The organism is Mesorhizobium sp. M0938, from assembly GCF_040319125.1.
Lineage (GTDB): Bacteria > Pseudomonadota > Alphaproteobacteria > Rhizobiales > Rhizobiaceae > Mesorhizobium > Mesorhizobium robiniae.
The window spans coordinates 166,348-182,820 of sequence record NZ_JAMYNS010000015.1; the positions used below are offsets into that span (position 1 = coordinate 166,348).

The 16,473-nt window shown below is 63.9% G+C and carries 16 protein-coding genes; 8 read left to right on the forward strand and 8 right to left on the reverse strand.

Features of this window, described 5'->3' with window-relative positions; all coding sequences use genetic code 11:
* Positions 1 to 10: 10 nt before the first annotated feature.
* From NKH73_RS24350 to NKH73_RS24375, 6 genes are read left to right on the forward strand one after another with little or no spacing between them, the layout of a single operon-like run.
* Positions 11 to 493 carry a (2Fe-2S)-binding protein gene (locus NKH73_RS24350; RefSeq protein WP_352936920.1) on the forward strand — a complete coding sequence of 161 codons (483 nt, stop codon included), beginning with the start codon at positions 11 to 13 and terminating at the stop codon, positions 491 to 493.
* Positions 494 to 506: 13 nt separating this feature from the next.
* A complete protein-coding gene (locus NKH73_RS24355; protein WP_352936921.1) occupies positions 507 to 1,874 on the forward strand; it encodes a xanthine dehydrogenase family protein molybdopterin-binding subunit in 1,368 nt (455 codons plus the stop codon).
* A 1-nt stretch (position 1,875) separates the two neighbouring features.
* Positions 1,876 to 2,886 carry a xanthine dehydrogenase family protein molybdopterin-binding subunit gene (locus tag NKH73_RS24360; protein WP_352936922.1) on the forward strand — a complete coding sequence of 337 codons (1,011 nt, stop codon included), beginning with the start codon at positions 1,876 to 1,878 and terminating at the stop codon, positions 2,884 to 2,886.
* Between the two features lie 9 nt (positions 2,887 to 2,895).
* Positions 2,896 to 3,777 (forward strand): AAA family ATPase, encoded by an 882-nt coding sequence (locus NKH73_RS24365; RefSeq protein WP_352936923.1) that lies wholly within the window; start codon positions 2,896 to 2,898, stop codon positions 3,775 to 3,777.
* The gene (locus tag NKH73_RS24370) at positions 3,774 to 4,907 is read left to right on the forward strand and encodes a vWA domain-containing protein (RefSeq protein ID WP_502893919.1); all 1,134 of its coding nucleotides are present in this window, start codon (positions 3,774 to 3,776) and stop codon (positions 4,905 to 4,907) included. The genes NKH73_RS24365 and NKH73_RS24370 overlap by 4 nt, the downstream gene beginning before the upstream one ends.
* Positions 4,907 to 5,794 carry an amidohydrolase family protein gene (locus NKH73_RS24375; RefSeq protein WP_352936942.1) on the forward strand — a complete coding sequence of 296 codons (888 nt, stop codon included), beginning with the start codon at positions 4,907 to 4,909 and terminating at the stop codon, positions 5,792 to 5,794. The genes NKH73_RS24370 and NKH73_RS24375 overlap by 1 nt, the downstream gene beginning before the upstream one ends.
* A 157-nt stretch (positions 5,795 to 5,951) precedes the next feature.
* Here NKH73_RS24375 and NKH73_RS24380 read toward each other — a convergent pair whose 3' ends face one another.
* Positions 5,952 to 7,385, reverse strand: coding sequence for a DHA2 family efflux MFS transporter permease subunit (locus NKH73_RS24380; protein WP_352936924.1), 1,434 nt, complete (start codon positions 7,383 to 7,385; stop codon positions 5,952 to 5,954).
* Between the two features lie 218 nt (positions 7,386 to 7,603).
* Here NKH73_RS24380 and NKH73_RS24385 point away from each other — a divergent pair, with 218 nt between their 5' ends.
* On the forward strand, positions 7,604 to 8,605 hold the full coding sequence (locus tag NKH73_RS24385; protein ID WP_352936925.1) for an ornithine cyclodeaminase family protein: 1,002 nt from the start codon (positions 7,604 to 7,606) through the stop codon (positions 8,603 to 8,605).
* Complete coding sequence (locus tag NKH73_RS24390) at positions 8,602 to 10,083, forward strand: HAL/PAL/TAL family ammonia-lyase (protein WP_352936926.1); 1,482 nt, start codon at positions 8,602 to 8,604, stop codon at positions 10,081 to 10,083. Before NKH73_RS24385 ends, NKH73_RS24390 begins: the two co-directional genes overlap by 4 nt.
* Positions 10,084 to 10,100: 17 nt before the next feature.
* On the opposite strand, the gene purU is transcribed toward NKH73_RS24390, so the two are convergent.
* The 7 genes from purU to NKH73_RS24425 form a co-directional block, all read right to left on the reverse strand.
* Positions 10,101 to 10,976, reverse strand: coding sequence for a formyltetrahydrofolate deformylase (purU, locus tag NKH73_RS24395; protein ID WP_352936927.1), 876 nt, complete (start codon positions 10,974 to 10,976; stop codon positions 10,101 to 10,103).
* A complete protein-coding gene (locus NKH73_RS24400; protein WP_352936928.1) occupies positions 10,973 to 11,773 on the reverse strand; it encodes a 3-methyl-2-oxobutanoate hydroxymethyltransferase in 801 nt (266 codons plus the stop codon). The genes purU and NKH73_RS24400 overlap by 4 nt, the downstream gene beginning before the upstream one ends.
* A gap of 36 nt (positions 11,774 to 11,809) precedes the next feature.
* The gene (locus NKH73_RS24405; protein ID WP_352936929.1) at positions 11,810 to 12,124 is read right to left on the reverse strand and encodes a MocE family 2Fe-2S type ferredoxin; all 315 of its coding nucleotides are present in this window, start codon (positions 12,122 to 12,124) and stop codon (positions 11,810 to 11,812) included.
* Positions 12,125 to 12,168: 44 nt separating this feature from the next.
* The gene (locus NKH73_RS24410) at positions 12,169 to 13,257 is read right to left on the reverse strand and encodes a fatty acid desaturase family protein (RefSeq protein WP_352936930.1); all 1,089 of its coding nucleotides are present in this window, start codon (positions 13,255 to 13,257) and stop codon (positions 12,169 to 12,171) included.
* Positions 13,258 to 13,333: 76 nt separating this feature from the next.
* Positions 13,334 to 14,515: an aldose 1-epimerase family protein gene (locus NKH73_RS24415; RefSeq protein WP_352936931.1), complete on the reverse strand. Its 1,182-nt coding sequence runs from the start codon at positions 14,513 to 14,515 to the stop codon at positions 13,334 to 13,336.
* 16 nt (positions 14,516 to 14,531) lie between these two features.
* Entirely contained in the window at positions 14,532 to 15,314 is a 783-nt protein-coding gene (locus NKH73_RS24420) for an ATP-binding cassette domain-containing protein (protein WP_502893922.1), read from the reverse strand.
* Complete coding sequence (locus NKH73_RS24425) at positions 15,311 to 16,291, reverse strand: ABC transporter permease (RefSeq protein WP_352936933.1); 981 nt, start codon at positions 16,289 to 16,291, stop codon at positions 15,311 to 15,313. The genes NKH73_RS24420 and NKH73_RS24425 overlap by 4 nt, the downstream gene beginning before the upstream one ends.
* Positions 16,292 to 16,473: the final 182 nt, after the last annotated feature.

The window sequence follows — 16,473 nt, forward strand, 5'->3', positions numbered from 1 at the left end:
GGAGGAAAACATGGCAAAGGTCCCGGTTCAGTTCACGCTCAACGGCGCGGAAAAAGCCGAATTCATCGACAGCGGCACGACGCTGCTCAACGCCTTGCGTGACAAGATCGGCGACACCTCGCCGAAAGGCGGCTGTCACCAGGGCACCTGCGGCGCCTGCTCGGTTATCATCGACGGTGAACTCAGGCTCTCCTGCCTGACGCTGGCCGAAAACTGCAGCGGCGCAGCCATCACCACGACATCGGGGCTCTCGGAAGGCGGCGTGCCGCATCCGTTGCAGCGCGCCTTCCTCGACGCCTTCGCCACCCAATGCGGCTTCTGCACGCCGGGCATGATCATGGCCGCCAAGGTGCTGCTCGACCACACGCCGAACCCCAGCCGCGACGAGGTGGTCGAGGCGCTGTCGGGAAATATCTGCCGCTGCACCGGTTACGAGCCGATCATCCAGGCGGTGCTGACCGCCGCGCGATCCAATTCGCAGAACGCGGCTTGAGGGGAGTAAAAAGATGGAACTCCGCAAGAGCTATTTCGCCGACCAGCGCAAGGACGATCTGCACGAGATCGGCCAGCCCCGGCCGCGCTCGGACTCACCCGGCCACGTCACCGGCAAGACCGCCTATTTCGCCGACCGCAATTTTCCCGGCATGCTGCATCTGAAGATGGTGCGCAGTCCGCACCATCACGCCCGCATCCGCAGCATCGACACTTCAGAGGCGGAAAAGCATCCAGGCGTGGTGAAAATCCTGACCGCCAAGGACGTGCCGCACAATGTCTACACCATCCTGATCCTGATCCAGATCGGACCGGAGGACGAGACGGTGCTGGCCGACGGCAAGGTGCGCTGGAAGGGCGAGGCGGTGGTGGCGGTGCTCGCCGAGACCGAGCGTGCCGCCCAGGAAGCGGCGGCCAAGGTCAAGGTCGACTACGAGGTGCTGCCGGCCGTCTTCGACATGGAGGAAGCGCTGAAGCCCGGCGCACCGATCGTGAACGAATATCACGGCCAGAACTATTACCTCTATGACAGTGGCGAATGCCGCAAGGTGCGCTTCGGCGATGTCGAGGCCGGCTTCGCCGGCGCCGATCATGTGCTTGAACAGACCTACCAATCCTCGCCGATCGAGCATGCGCCGACCGAGACGACCGGGTGCATCGTCGCGCCGGAGGGCAATGACCGCTTCACCTGCTATACCAACACGCAGGCGATGTTCTTCACGCTCGACAACACTTCGATCATCCTGCAGATGCCCGGCAACAAACTGCATTTCGTCGGCGGCACCGTCGGCGGCGGCTTTGGCGGCAAGGTCGACGTCATCGTCGAGCCGATCGCCATCCTCGGCGCCAAGCTCACCGGGCGTCCGGTCTCCTTCATCTACAGCCGCGAGGAGGAGATGCAGATCTCCTCGCCGCGCGCCGCCGAAAAGGTCGTCATAAAGGACGGCGTCATGAAGGACGGCCGCATCGTCGCCCGCAAGGTCACCGGCTACACCGATGCCGGCGCCTATTCACGCCATTCGCCCTATGGCGCGCAGAAGGGCGCGGGGCATTATCCCGGCCCTTACACGATCCCGAATGTCTGGATCGACACCTACTGCGTCTACACCAACCGCACGCCCTCCTCCGCCATGCGCGGCTTCGGCGTCACCATCGGTGATTTCGCGCTGGAGGTGCAGATGGACAAGCTCGCCCGGCTGATCGGCATGGACCCGCTCGAATTCCGCTTCATCAACGCCTACCGCGACGGCGACATGAAGGCGCATCGCCAGCCGACCGAAGGCGCGGCACTGATCGAGTGCATGCAGGAAGCCTCGCGCGCCGCCAACTGGCCGGTGGCGGAGAAGTTCATGGCGATGTCCTCCTACGCGAAGGGAGCTTGAGATGGCGATCAGGCGTGGACGCGGCGTTGCCGCAATCAATTATCCGACCGGCATGAATCTCGGCGGCGACCCGACCCAGGCGCTGGTGCATTCGACGCCGACCGGCAACTTCATGGTCACGCTCTCCAGCGTCGATCTCGGCCAGGGCATGAAGCAGATCATGGCGCAGATCTGCGCCGAGACGATCGGCGTGCCGACCGACCGCGTCGTCGTCGACACGGCCGACACCGACACCGGCCCGCACTGCATGGGTACCTTCGCCTCGCGCGGCACGCATCGCGCCGGCAACGCCGTCATCCAGGCGGCCAGGGAAGCCCGCCAGGTGATGCTGGAAGTGGCGGCCGAGGAACTGGAAGTAAATGCCTCGGACCTCGAGACCGACGGCCAGGGCAACATCCTGGTCAAGGGCGCGCCGCAAAAGTCGATCTCGATCTTCGATGTCGCGCTGTCGGCGCATTTCAAGCGCGGCCGCTCGATTTCCGGCCGTGGCATGTTCCTCATCCCGCGCTCGTACCCCGAAAAAGAGACCGGCGCGATGAAGCCGTCGACCTGTTATGCCCACGCCTGCACGGTGGCGGAGGTCGAGGTCGACGACGAGACCGGCGAAGTCACCGTCCTGACGGTCAAGAACGTCTTCGAGATTGGTCGCGCGCTCAACCCGAAAATGGTCGAGCAGCAATTGGTTGGCGGCTCATGGATGGGCATCAGCCACGCGCTCTACGAGACGACGGAACCCTATTATCCCAATCGCGATCATGGCGGCACCGACTTCAACCAGTATCTGATGCCGGGACCGGGCGATCTTGCGCAAACCGAGATCATCGTGCTGGAACGGCCCTCGGCCGACGGACCCTATGGCGCCAAGGGGCCAGGCGAAATGTGCGCCAACCCGCAAATCCCGGCGGTCGCCAATGCCGTTTTCGACGCAGTCGGCGTGCGCATCGACACGCTGCCGATCACGCCGGAGCGCATCCTGCGGGCGCTGAAGGCGCAAGCCGGCGCGCCAAACTGAGTGTTGGTAATGCCCAAGAGAAGCGCCGAAACTGTCGCGACCTCGCCGGAGGCGGTGGCGTCGCGCCTCGCCGCCTCGCGCTATCTGGCCGATGAAAGCCTGGCCACCGCTATCTTCCTGGCGATCAGGCTGGGCAAGCCGCTGCTGCTCGAAGGCGCGCCCGGCGTCGGCAAGACGGAAGCGGCGAAGGCGATAGCCGAACTGCTCGGGCGCGATCTGGTACGGCTGCAATGCTATGAGGGCATCGACGCAGCACACGCGCTCTACGAATGGAACTACCAGCGCCAGCTGCTTGCGATCCGTCATGCCGGCGAGCATGAGGTCGACATCTATGACGACCGTTTTCTGATCGCGCGGCCGCTGCTGCAGGTGCTGAGGGCGCCAGAAAAGCGCGTGCTGCTGGTCGACGAGATCGACCGTTCCGACCATGAGTTCGAAGCTCTGCTCCTGGAATTCCTTTCCGATTTCCAGATCAGCATTCCTGAGAGAGGCACCATCCGCGCAAAGGCGCAGCCAATCGTCATCCTGACCTCGAACCGCACCCGCGAACTGGCAGAAGCGCTGCGGCGGCGCTGCGTCTACCACTGGATCACCTATCCCGGCGCCGAGCGCGAGGCCGAGATCATCATGCTGCGCGCCGGTGAGGTCGCCGAGGCGACCGCACGTGCCGTGGCTTCTGCCGTGCGCGACATCCGCGCCCGCCCGCTGGCCAAGCCGCCGGGCATCGCCGAAGCGGTCGAATGGGCGAACGCCGCGACGATCCTCGAAAAAGGCGGCAGCCCGTGGCCGGAAGCGTTCCGCCGCGCCATCGGCGTGCTGATCAAGGACGAGGAGGACCTGTCCTACATCGCGCCTGAGCTTAGCCGGATCGTCGAGGAGGCACTGGCGTGAGCGCCACAGCCTTGCCCCGGGCGGCAGCACCCTTGCTCGGCTTCGGCCGGTTGCTGCGCCGCTACGGCTTTCCGATAGCGCCGGAGCAGGTGTCAGGCTTCATGCAGGCGGTGACGCTGCTTGGCCCGCGCTCGATGGCCGATATCCGCGAAGCGGCCCTTGCCACGCTGGCGCCGCCGCCCGACCGACGCGATGAATTCGAGGCCCATTTCCAAAGCCATTTCTACGGCAACACCGCAGCCGTGGTCGAAGGCGAGGCCGACGAGGAAACCCGCATCAAGGACGACGGCGGCACCAGAGATGAAGAGATCGAGGTGGCGCGCCAGGAGGAAGGCGGCGAGCTCTCGTCCGGCGCCGAACAATTGAGCGCCCGCGGCTTCCAGCGCGACGGCGACGGGCTTGCCGCCTTCCGCCGCAAACTCGCTACCGCTTTGCCTACCCGTCGCTCCTTCCGCACCGTGCGCACGCACGCACGCGGCAAGCTCGATCTGCGCCGGTCGCTGCGTGAAATCGTCAGTGCCGACGGCGACGTGCCATCCCCGCTGCTGCGCCGCCGGCAGACCGTGCCGCGCAAGCTGCTGATGCTGATCGACGTGTCCGGCTCGATGAAGCTGCACACATCGGACTATCTCAAACTGGCGCATGCGGCCGTGCAAGGCGCGGACCGGGCTGAGACTTTCACCTTTGGCACACGGCTGACCCGCATCACCGGGGCGTTGCGCATCCGCGACCGCGACCAGGCGCTGGCCCGCGTGGCGGCACTGGTCGACGACTGGGATGGCGGCACCCGAATGGGACCGACGCTGCTCGCCTTCCTGTCGGTGCCGCGCTTTTCCGCTTTCGCGCGTGGTGCCGCGGTCGTCATCCTGTCGGATGCGCTGGAGCGCGGCGACCATGCCGAGCTGGAAATGGCGATGCGCCGGCTGAGCGCACGCGCCTTCCGGCTGTCGCTGGCGACGCCGCTGGCCGGCGACCCGCGTTTCCAGCCGGCCACGGCTGCCCTTCGCGCCATCCTGCCGGTGCTCGACGATCTGGTCGACGGCTCGTCGATCTCGGGTCTCACCGATTTCATCCTGTCGCTCGCCCGCCCTGCCCCGGCGGCCGCGGCAATCTGGAAAAGGGTTTCATGATGCAGAAGGCGATCGACGCGCATTTCCATATCTGGCGACAGCAGGACCAGCCCTGGCTGCGTGGGCCGATGGTGCCGCGCATCTTCGGACCCTATGAGCCGATCCGCCGCGACTATCCGATCGAGGAATTCCTGGCCGACCAGCAAGGTTCGGGCGTCGAGAAGGCGGTCTATGTCCAGACCAACTGGGCCAAGGAGGATTTCGAGACCGAGGTCGCCTTCCTGCAGAAGACAGCTAACGAAACCGGCTGGCCGCATGCCATCGTCGGCTATGCCGACATGACGGTGGACGATGTCCGCCCCCAGATCGATCGCTTGAAAAGATATCCCCTGCTGCGCGGCGTGCGCATGCAACTGCACTGGCACGAAACGCCGGCCTTCCGCTTCGCCGCAGCACCGGATCAGGTCATCGACCCCAAGGTGCGGGCCAATGTGGCGCGGCTGAAGGACTACGGCCTGTCCTTCGACCTGCAGCTTTTCCCAGCCCAGATGAAGGACGGGCTGACGCTTGTCGGCGAAAATCCTGAGACCAATTTCATCCTGACCCATGCCGGCATGCTGACCGGCATGGAGCCACAGATTACGGAAGCCTGGAAAGCCGGTCTGCGCACGCTTTCAGCCGCACCCAACCTCTACGCCAAGATCTCCGGCCTCGGCACCTTCGTCCACCGCAACGACCCGGCGCTGATCGCCTACATCGTCGACAACGCGATCGACATCCTCGGCAGCGATCATCTGATGTTCGGCTCGAACTTCCCGATCGAGAAACTTTGGACCAGCCACGCCGAGTTGATCAAGGCACACCGCGAGGCGGTGGCCAAGCATGGTGCGGCGGCAGAGTCGGATATCTTCTGGAACACTGCGGAGAAGGTATATCGGCCGGTGTAGCGCGGCGTTTCCCTTCACTCCCTCACGTCAAACGTTTGATTCTCCGTACGAACAGACGTCGCTAATGCACGGCCGCGCAAATAATTTTTTCCTTTGTCGCTTCCGCCTACTCAGGACAGCCCCTAGGCGAAATTAGTGCCTTCGGCTACCGCCGATTTCAATTCCGCGGAAGATGGCCCGAAACCTCGGCACCCGCGGTGGCCGGCAATGCCAGGAAACGCAAGGCGGCTATCAGTCCGATAGCGCCGATCGCCAGGAAGGCGAGGCGGAAATCGACGAGGTCGAGTATGGGCCCGCCCCTGGCGATCTGCGACAGGTTGAGCAGCGCCGCCGCGACCGCCACGCCGAACAGCATCGCCACCTGCTGCAGCATGCTGGACAGCGTCGCCGCCGAGCTGCGCTGCGGCGAGGCGACGTCGGCGAAGGCCAGCGTGTTGAGCGCGGTGAACTGCATTGAACGCGACAGTCCGGCGATCAGCATCAGCGCCACCACCACCGCTTGCGGCGTCTGCGGCGAGATCGCCGCGCAGGCCATGATCGACAAAGAGGCGATCACGCCGTTGACGACCAGCACAGAACGGAAGCCGAAGCGCTTCAGCGTCGGCGTCGTCACCGCCTTCATACCGAGATTGCCGAGGAAATAGGCCAGGATCATCATGCCGGCATCGACCGGGCTCAGCCCGAAGCCGACCTGAAACAAAAGCGGCAGCAGGAACGGCGTGGCGTTGATGGCGATCCGGAAAATGGTCCCGGCCGACAGCGTCGATAGGGCGAAAGTCTGCACCTTGAGCGCTGTGAGATCGAGCAGCGGATTTTTTGCGCGCGCCAGATGCCGCACCGCCAGCCAGCCGATCAAGGCGCCGGCGGCAAGCAGCGCCACGGTCGGCAAGGCGCCGTCTTCCGCATGCGCGATGCGTTCGAGACCGTAAAGCAGGCAAGCGAGCCCGACCGAGGTCAAAAAGAAGCCCGGCCAGTCTAGCGGCTTGGTCTCGGACTCGCGGTCACCGGGAATGAAACGGGCGACCAGCGCCAGCCCGGCCACGCCGAGCGGAATGTTGATGAAGAAATTCCAGTGCCAGGACAGATAAGTGGTGATGAAGCCGCCAAGCACCGGCCCGATCACCGGCGCGAACAGCGCAGGCCAGGTGATCAGCGCCGTGGCATTGAGGAGCTCGGACTTCGGTGCGTTGCGCAGCACCAGGATACGGCCGACCGGCGTCATCAGCGCACTGCCCAGGCCCTGGACCGCGCGTGCGGCGACGAACTGGGTCAGGTTCTGAGAGATGCCGCAGGCGATCGAGGCCAGCGTGAACAGCGCGATCGCCACGAGGAAGACGTTGCGCGCGCCAAAACGGTCGGCGAGCCAGCCGGACAGCGGCACGAACACCGCCATGGTCAGCATATAGACGGTAATGCCGATGCTCATCGCCACCGCCGGCACGCCGAAGGATTCTCCCATCTGCGGCAGCGACGTCGAGATGATCGTCGAATCCAGAAGCTGCATGAAGAATGCAACGGCGACGATCAGCGCCACGCGCCGCGCCTGTGTCGCGCTTTCGGGCAAGACTTCGTTTTCGGGAATGGCGGTCATGCGCAGAACTGTACGAGAGTTTTTTCCCGCGCCACTGGGAACCAGGCAATCGTCCGGCAAACCGATGACGCACCGGTTTGAACAGCATTTGGGCGGCGCCGTCCAGACATGGCCCAACAAACTTTCGTGTCGCGTTATGGCCTGTTATGCAATGAATTGACCTTGAGCTCGCGTTCACAACCCACGACTCGTTTCGTTTCATCAGGACCGATCTGCGCATGAAACCCATCTACATCGACTATCTCAACGGCCTCGATATCGAAGCGCTTGATATGACCGATGCGGAAATCATCGAAGCGGTCGAGGCCGGCCTGGTGGCGCAAGGCAACGGTCAGACGGTGATCGAGCCGCGCGTCCATCTCGAGCCGGACCCGTCCTTCAACGGCCATTTCAACGTCCTGCGCGGCTACGTCGCGCCGCTCGATGCGGCCGGCGTCAAGATCGTCGGCGACTATGTCGACAATTACCTGTACGGACTGCCGTCGGAATTCGGCATCCTCAACCTGTTCGATCCGCGCACCGGCACGCCGCGTGCCATACTCGATGCCACCGTGATCACCGATATGCGCACCGGCGCCGTCACCGCCATCGGCGCAAAACATCTGGCGAAAAAGACGTCCAAGGTTCTCGGCCATATCGGCGCGCGCGGTACCGCGTACTGGAACGTGCGCCTGCTCGACCATCTCTTCGATTTCGACGAGATCCGCGTTCATTCGCGCCGGCCCGAAAGCCGCGACGGCTTTGCCGCCAAGCTATCCGCCGATCTCGGCAAGAAGGTCACGGCGGTCGCTGACTGGCGCGCTTGCGTCGAGGGCGCCGACATCGTCGTCGAAGCCTCGCGGCTGCCGGAACCGCAGCCCCTGCTCAAGACCGAATGGATCAAGCCCGGCGCGCTGGTGATGCCTTACGGCACGATGAGCGCGGTGGAGCTGTCGCTGACCGACATTATGGCCAAGATCGTCGTCGACGACTGGGGCCAGTGCAAGGGCGGCAAATTCGGCTCGCTGCGCGCCCATGTCGAGACCGGACGTCTGAGCGAACAGACGCTGCACGCCGAGCTTGGCCAGATCGCCGCCGGCCTCAGGCCGGGGCGCCAGAGCGACGACGAGACGATCCTGTTCTGGCATCGCGGCCTGTCGCTCTCCGATATCGCGCTGGGCAAGGCAATGCTGGCCAAGGCGCAGGCGCAAGGCATCGGTCAGCGGCTGCGTTTCGCATGAGTGCGCTCATCCTCACCGGAGCCGGCATCAGCGTCCAAGATGTCGCGGCTGTTGCCCGCGACGGGCGCAAGGTCGAGGTGGCGCCTGCCGTCCACGAGAGGCTGGACAGAGCGCGCAAAGTGCTCGATCGCGTCGCCGCCTCGGGCCAGCCGATCTATGGGCTCAACACCGGTCTCGGCGCTAATCACGGCGTGTCAATCAGCGGCGACGCCAGCGCCTTCCAGCGCCAATTGCTGGAAGGGCGTAGTGGTGCGGTGGGTGACGCGCTGCCGCAAGACATGGTGCGCGCGACGATGCTTGCCCGCGCGGCGATGTTTTCGGCCGGCGGTTCGGGCATTTCATCGCCGGTTTTCGTCGCACTCATCGACGCGCTCAATGCCGGCGTGCATCCCGTAATGCCGTCGTTGGGCTCGATCGGCGACAGCGACCTGGTGCTGGTGGCAGCGCTCGGCCGCATGCTGATCGGTGACGGCGAAGCCGACTTTCAGGGCCGGCGCATGCCCGCGGCCAAGGCGCTGGCCATGGCGCGCCTCGCCCCCGTCAGCCTCGCGCCCAAGGACGGGCTGTCGCTGATAAGCGCCTCGGCGGTGTCCGCCGGCAGCGGCGCGCTGGCGGTGGCCGACGCACTGTCCGCCTTCGCACAACAACAGCAGGCAGGCGCGTTGACGATGGAAGGCATCGGAGCCAACCAGACGATCCTCGATCCGCGCTTGCAGGCGGCGCGCCCGGCTGCTGGCCAGCAGCAGGCGGCAAAAGGATTGCGCGATCTGCTGGCACGCGACGAGATGCCGGCGCCGGCCACCTTGCAGGACCCGCTGTCGATCCGCTGCATGCCGTCGATCCATGGCGCGCTGCTGCAGACAATCGATCAGGCCAGGCAAGCCGTAGAGATCGAGCTCAACGCCGCCGCCGACAACCCGCTGGTGCTGGGCGACGACGACATGGTGCTGTCGACCGGCAATTTCCACACCCCGTCGCTGTCGCTGGCCTTCGAGACGCTTGGCCTTGCCATCGCGCAATGTGCGGCCGCCTGTGCCGCCCGCTTCATCCAGCTCACCGGCTCAGGCCGCAACGGCCTGCCCAAATATCTGTCGCCGGTCGGCGGCGCTTCGGCCGGCTTCGTGCCGCTGCAAAAGACGGTGACCGCGATCCTCGCCGCCATCCGCCACAAGGCCAACCCGGTGATACTCGACTTCCTCCCCGTCTCGGAAGGCGTCGAGGACCATGCGACGCAAGCACCGCTGGCCGTTTCGAAATGCGCCGAGATGATCGTGCTGTGGCAGCGCCTGATCGCCTTCGAGCTGATGGCCGCCGCACAGGCCGTAGAACTGCGCAACGGATTGACGTTGGCGCCCGCGACCGCCGCGATTCATGCAGCGGTGCGCGCGCTCGTCCTGCCGCTCCAGGAGGACAGGCCACTCGGCATCGATGCCGAGGCGATTTACGCAGCGCTCGCCAGCGGATCGTGGCAGACGTAGCGCCGAACGGTCGCTCGTCAAAAGACGATTGTCTTGTGGCCGTTGAGCATGACGCGAGCTTCAAGATGCAGCTTGACGGCGCGCGCCAGCACGCGGCTTTCGATGTCGCGGCCGACGGCCACGAAATCCTCCGCGCTCATCGCATGGGTGACGCGTTCGGTCTCCTGTTCGATGATCGGGCCTTCGTCGAGATCCGATGTCACGTAATGCGCCGTCGCGCCGATCAGCTTGACGCCGCGGTCGAAGGCCTGGTGATACGGCTTTGCGCCCTTGAAGCTCGGCAGGAAGGAATGGTGGATGTTGATCGCCCGCCCGTAAAGCCGGTCCGACAGGCCCTTCGAAAAGACCTGCATGTAGCGCGCCAGGACGACAAGTTCGGACCCCGTCTCCAGCACGAGATCCAGCAGCTTCTGCTCCTGTTCGGCCTTGTTTTCCCTGGTCGTCGGCCAATGGTGGTAGGAAACGCCTTCCATCTCGGCGAAGCGCCGTGCGTCTTCGTGGTTGGAGACGACGGCGGCGACCTCGGCATTCAGCCAGCCGACCCTGATCTGGTAAAGCAGATGGAGAAGCGCATGGTCGAACTTCGAGACCATGACGATGATCTTCGGGCGACGAGCCTGATCGACCAGCGCGGTCTTCATCCCGAACCGGTCGACGGACGATTTCAGGGCTCGCTCTAGATCGTCCTTGGTCGAGCCTGCCGGGCTGGTGAAGGCGATCCGCATGAAAAAGCGATTGCTCTGCCGATCCCAGAACTGGCTGCTTTCGGCGATGTTGGCGCCGTTCGCGGCAAGCTCCGTGGTGACCGCGGCAACGACCCCCGGCCGGTCTTCACACGATAGATTGAGGATATGAACCGGCTCGCCGGTTGTGGCATTGCTGTCAGGGTTCACGCGCCGTCGACCCTTTTCATGAACAGACCGAGTTGGTCCGGGTCCATATGCACCACATGCTTATCTTCCGGATAGGCCAGGCTGTTCACGTCGGCGACATATTCGGAAAAAGCAGCCACGCGTTCCGCCTGTAGGCGATCGTATTCGGCAGCGAAATTACGATAAACCTTGGAATGGCGGGGCATATGGCCGCGGTTCTGGCCAAGGATATCGTCGGCGAACAGATATTGCGCGTCGCAGCCAGTGCCCGCCCCCATCGACAGCATGATCAGCGAGGTGCGTTCCGAGATTGCCTTGGCCACCTCGACCGGCACCACTTCGATCTCGGCGCCGACAGCACCTGCGGCCTCGTACTGCTTGACCGCCTCGAAAATCTGCATGGCGCTGTCGGCGGTCTTGCCGACCGCCTTGAAGCCGCCGGTCCAGGTAGCGCGCGACGGGATCAGGCCGACGTGACCGATCACCGGTATATTGTCATCGGCCATCCGTTTGACGGTGGCATAGCCGGCGCTGCAATAGACCGCGTCGGCGCTCGCCTTGTAGAGCCGGAACGCCCAACGAACGAAATCGTCGGCTGTGCCGATCTCGTAGAAATTGTCGCCCGGCATGGTGAACAGGCTGGGTGCTGCATCGCGGTATTGCGGGTTGAGCACCAGCTCCGGCGGCACCGAGACGATGTCGATCCCGGCTCTTTCGGCGGCCTCGGCCTCGTCCATGGTCAGCACGCGCAGCATGGTCAGTTGCCGCTTGCCTTTCATGGCGCGCAGATCGGCGATCGTCGGTCTTTTGCGGCTCATCGATTTGGTCCCTTTGTTGCGTGAATGGAAGGCCGGTCAGGCGATCTGGATCATCACTTTACCGGCCTCGACCTTGACCGGGTAGGTCACAAGATTGACGCAGACGGGAGCCCCTTTGGCCTGGCCGGTCTTGTAATTGAAGCGGCCATTATGCTTGGGGCATTCGATGATGTCGTCCATGACGAGCCCGTCGGCCAGATGGGCCTTCTCATGCGTGCAAAACCCGTCCGTGGCGAAGAATTCGTCATCCGGCGAACGGTAGATCGCGAAGGTGCGGCCGCTATGGTCGAAGCGGATGACATCCTCTTCTTCGACATCGTCAACGGCGCACGCTTCGACCCAATCGGCCATTTCTGTTTCTCCTGAAATTTCCGCATTGCAGCAGTGCGCGATGCCTATTCCGCCGCCGCCGACATGTTCACTTCGTGGAACTCGCCACGATAGGGCCGCGCGGTCGGCGGCAGCTCGCGCTTGAGGAAATAGTCCTCATATCTGAGCTGCCTGAGCAGGACCGGCCAGACCTCGCGATAGGCATGCCAGATAGACGGGTTCGGCTCCGGCAAATCGTGCTTGATCAGCTCGTGCAGCCTGGGTAGCGCATGGTAGGGCACCATTGGAAACATGTGATGCTCCACGTGATAGTTCATATTCCAGTAGATGAAGCGGCTGATCGGATTCATGTATACGGTGCGGGTGTTGAGCCGGTGGTCGACCACATTGTCAGCCAGGCCGATGTGCTGCAGCAGGCCGGTCAGCACCATGTGCCAGGTGCCGTAGAGGCGCGGCACGCCGATCAGCACCAGCGGTACCCACGACCGCATAGCAAGGGCGAGCGCAATCGTGGCGATATAGATGGCGACATGCCAGCGCGCGGCAATGACGGCCTTGTGCTGTTCCATCTCGGGAACGTAGCTTTTCTCGTCAGGCGTGAGCCTGCCGAACGCTTGGCGTACCAGCGCCGGAAGCGAATAGCGAAAATCAAGGATACCGGTGAAAGCAAGCGCCGCACGCAAAAGGTCCGGCGGGCGCATCACGGCGATTTCGGCATCGCGACCGACGATGATGGTGTCGGTGTGGTGGCGGGCATGGCTCCAGCGCCAGGTCACCGGATTGCGCATCAGCATGAAGCTGGCGATCTGGTAGACCACATCATTCATCCAGCGCGTGCGGAAGGCGGTGCCATGGCCGCATTCGTGCCAGCGCGAGTCGCTGGAGGAGCCGTAGAGCACGCCGTAGACGAAGAAGAACGGCACACACCACCAGATGCCCCAGAAGTAAACGCCGCCGGCAGCGGAACCCAGGATCGCGACGATCCAGATGATCGTGTCGCGGATCGCCGGGCCGTCGGAGCGCTGCATCAATTCCTTCATCGCCTTGCGGGGGACGTCGGTGTGGTACCATTCGGCCGAGGCCAATCCGGTTTCGATTGCCCTACGCGTGCTTTCGCCGACCAGGCTGTAATCGCGCTTCATCTTGTCAGCCATTGTGACCTCCAATTCCTGATGGCCGCGAGCCCTCCCCGCTCCGACCGGATCCAACTGGTGCCTCGCATCGACTTCATCACGACCTGCCTCCGAGAACCGGAAAATTGCCTGACGGCCGCGGATAATCCTGCTGCGGCTGCCGGGCGATGTCAGTGATCCGGCTTTCGGCGGCAGCAATATCGCCGGCGCCGTCGAGAACCCGGAATACCGCATCGTAGGAGCGGCTTTCGCCATGCTCCAGCCAGATCATCTCCCCGCGTTCGCGCGCCGCCAGATTGCCAAGCACGTGATGCGTCGACGGCTCGATGCCCAGCGCATAGTGTCCGGCCTGGAAATTCTGCCATTCATAGGCGCAAGGCAACTGGTCCTTGCGGGTGACGACTTCGAGGCCGAGGCCAAGACGGTCGTTGACCACCGCAACCGGCACGTCGCCCTTGGCGTCGGCGCCGAGTTCGTGCTGCCAGACCTGCTCCTTGAAACCCAGTTGCGGCGCCGGGACGGTGCGGTAACCGACCTTCTGCGCCTCGTAGCGCTCGCCGGCATGTCCGGCCCACACCACGTCGCGGATCGGCGCCAGATAGCGCGATCCCTCGTCGAGTACCGGGTGGCTGACATTGATGTGGTAGAAATACATATGCGGCGTGCGGTTGAAGCCGTGATTGACGACCCGGTCCGACAGCCGGATCTCGTTGCCGCCGACATCGGCCTCGATCCGCCGCAGCAAATGCAGATCCTCGCCGAACACCGTCGACTGCTGGACGATAGCTTCGGCCCAAAGCACGCAGCGATCGCCGTCCCAGGCCTCGCCGTGGCCGGTCAGCCGCGCCGGAATGGTGCTGACGCGGCCATGCAGCGAATGGCGCACCGTCGTCTTCGGCGGGTAGTTGTAGCTGTCGGCCGGTACCTCGTTCATGAACAGGATATGGTCGAGGCCACAGGTCAGCAGCAGGCCGGAAAACGACCGCGCCCAGGCCAGCCCCTCCTCGCCTTCGTACTCGTGCAGGCCGGGATGGCGGAAGCCGGTCGGCGAATGCCAGCCGATCGCCTGGCCCTTGAAGTCGCAATCGGCGATATCGAGGGCCCGGTCGACGAGCGCGGTGAAGCGCAGGCCTGAGCCGGTGCGGAATTCGAGCATGCGGATGCCGCGCTCGACGCCGTCGCCAAGCGTCATCAGCCGCACGCCGGCGAATTGCGACAGCATGCCGGAGCGCTCCGAGACCTGCCGGCGCGAAAGCGTCTTGCCGTAAAGCTCTACCATGTGACGGCCAGTTCCTTCACTTCGCTCTCGTCTCTTTCAGCAGGGCCGACATGTCGGCGCCGGTGATGATGCTTTCCACCGTCAGCAGGTCGGTATCGGCGACCGTCTGCTCGGCGACGATCTCGCCACGGCGCATGACGATGATGCGGTCGGCGACCTGGAAGACATGATGGATGTTATGGGTGATCAAAAGCACCGAATGACCGGCCGCGCGCACCTCCTTGACGAAGCGCAGCACGCCGTGTGTTTCCTCGACGCCGAGATTGTTTGTCGGCTCGTCGAGGATGATGACCTTGGCGGCAAACTGCATGGCCCGCGAAATGGCGATCGACTGGCGCTCGCCACCCGAAAGCGTGCTGACCAGCGCATCGGCGTCGAGTTTTTTCGAGATGCCGACGCGCTTCAGAAGCGCCGATGCAGCGTTGCGCAACTTGGCGAGGTCGAGCGGCGCGAACACGCCCAGCCATTTCAGATTGACCGGCTCGCGACCGAGAAAGAGATTGCGCGCGATGCTGAGATCCGGCGCCAGCGACGTGTCCTGATGGATGGTCTCGATGCCGAGATCCATCGCGTCGCGCGTCGAGCGGATCGAGACTTTCTGGCCTCGCACATAGATCTCGCCGCGGTCGACGGGAAACACGCCGGAGATGGCTTTGATGAGGGTAGATTTGCCGGCGCCATTGTCGCCGAGCAAGGCCACCACCTCGCCCTCGTTCAGTGTGAAGGAGGCGCTCTTCAGGGCGCGGACGCTGCCGAAGGATTTTTGCAGATTCTGCAGCCGAAGCACTTCCATGATCAGCTCCTTGCGGCGTTCTTCTGCAGCAGAGCGTGCAGGATGAGCATGGCGAGGATGATGACGCCGACGAAGATGTTGTAGGCGAGCCCAGGCACGCCGATCAGCACGATGCCGTTGCGGATGCTGCGCAGCATCAGCGCGCCGACGATCGTGCCCAGGATCGTGCCGCGCCCGCCGGTCAGCGCCGTGCCGCCGACCACCACCATGGCGATCACTTCGAGCTCGTAGCCGGTACCGGCCACCGGCGATGCGGCTGAGATGCGGAACGCGCTGATCATGCCGGCCAGCCCCGCCAGCACCGAGGTCAGGATGAACAGCCAGGTCTTGACCGCATCGGCCGGCACGCCACGCGCCACCGCCGCGTTGCGGTTGGAACCGATGGCGCTGATCCAGTTGCCGAGCTTGGCGTAGTGCAGCACGTAGATCGCCAGCAACGACAGGCCGACGAACCACCACAGCGAGGTGTAGAAGCGGAACGACCCGATGTTGAAACTACCGGCCAGCAGCGTCACGAAAAAGCCGGGCTGGTCCCACGACTTCAGCGGGAACCCTTGCGTGATGTAGAGCGCGGCACCCCGCACCACAAGCAGCATCGACAGCGTCACCAGGAAGGAGGAAATGCCGATCTTGGTGACGATCAGCCCGTTGATTGCGCCGATCGCCACGCACAGCAATAGCCCGGCCAGCAGCGCCATGCCGATGTCAACCTGGCCGCTCTGCACCAGCAGCATGACCACTACCGGCGCCAGACCGAACACGGCCCCGACCGACAGGTCGAACTCGCCCGCCGTCAATAGCAGCGTCATGCCGAGGGCGATGATGCCGAGTTCCGGCAGGAACGCCATCATGTTGGAGATGTTAAGCGGCGACAGGAAATTGGCGTCGGCGACTGCGAACGCCGCCAGGAGCACGATGAGGATGATGAGCGAGGAGAATTGCGGCGAGCGGATCAGGCTCGACCGGCGTTTTCCGACAGGCATTTCCTCTTCAGCGGCAATTGTCATGACTGCTTGAACCATATCTTGGAGCGACGTGGCCCCCCCCCCGCCGGGGCGGGCAAAAAAAAAACAATTTTTTTTATTTTATTGTAGGGAAAAACCCTGGAGAGGGGGAGTAGGGGGAAAATGTTTTATTGGGTTGGGATTTTATAAAAAAAAAACCC

Coding starts and splice junctions, on each gene's coding strand:
- NKH73_RS24350 (WP_352936920.1), top strand. CDS start 11: ATGGCAAAGGTCCCGGTTCAGTTCACGCTCAACGGCGCGGAAAAAGCC.
- NKH73_RS24365 (WP_352936923.1), top strand. CDS start 2,896: ATGCCCAAGAGAAGCGCCGAAACTGTCGCGACCTCGCCGGAGGCGGTG.
- NKH73_RS24400 (WP_352936928.1), bottom strand. CDS start 11,773: ATGAGCCGCAAAAGACCGACGATCGCCGATCTGCGCGCCATGAAAGGC.
- NKH73_RS24410 (WP_352936930.1), bottom strand. CDS start 13,257: ATGGCTGACAAGATGAAGCGCGATTACAGCCTGGTCGGCGAAAGCACG.
- NKH73_RS24415 (WP_352936931.1), bottom strand. CDS start 14,515: ATGGTAGAGCTTTACGGCAAGACGCTTTCGCGCCGGCAGGTCTCGGAG.
- NKH73_RS24375 (WP_352936942.1), top strand. CDS start 4,907: ATGCAGAAGGCGATCGACGCGCATTTCCATATCTGGCGACAGCAGGAC.
- NKH73_RS24355 (WP_352936921.1), top strand. CDS start 507: ATGGAACTCCGCAAGAGCTATTTCGCCGACCAGCGCAAGGACGATCTG.
- NKH73_RS24380 (WP_352936924.1), bottom strand. CDS start 7,385: ATGACCGCCATTCCCGAAAACGAAGTCTTGCCCGAAAGCGCGACACAG.
- NKH73_RS24385 (WP_352936925.1), top strand. CDS start 7,604: ATGAAACCCATCTACATCGACTATCTCAACGGCCTCGATATCGAAGCG.
- NKH73_RS24390 (WP_352936926.1), top strand. CDS start 8,602: ATGAGTGCGCTCATCCTCACCGGAGCCGGCATCAGCGTCCAAGATGTC.
- NKH73_RS24405 (WP_352936929.1), bottom strand. CDS start 12,124: ATGGCCGATTGGGTCGAAGCGTGCGCCGTTGACGATGTCGAAGAAGAG.
- NKH73_RS24425 (WP_352936933.1), bottom strand. CDS start 16,291: ATGCCTGTCGGAAAACGCCGGTCGAGCCTGATCCGCTCGCCGCAATTC.
- NKH73_RS24360 (WP_352936922.1), top strand. CDS start 1,876: ATGGCGATCAGGCGTGGACGCGGCGTTGCCGCAATCAATTATCCGACC.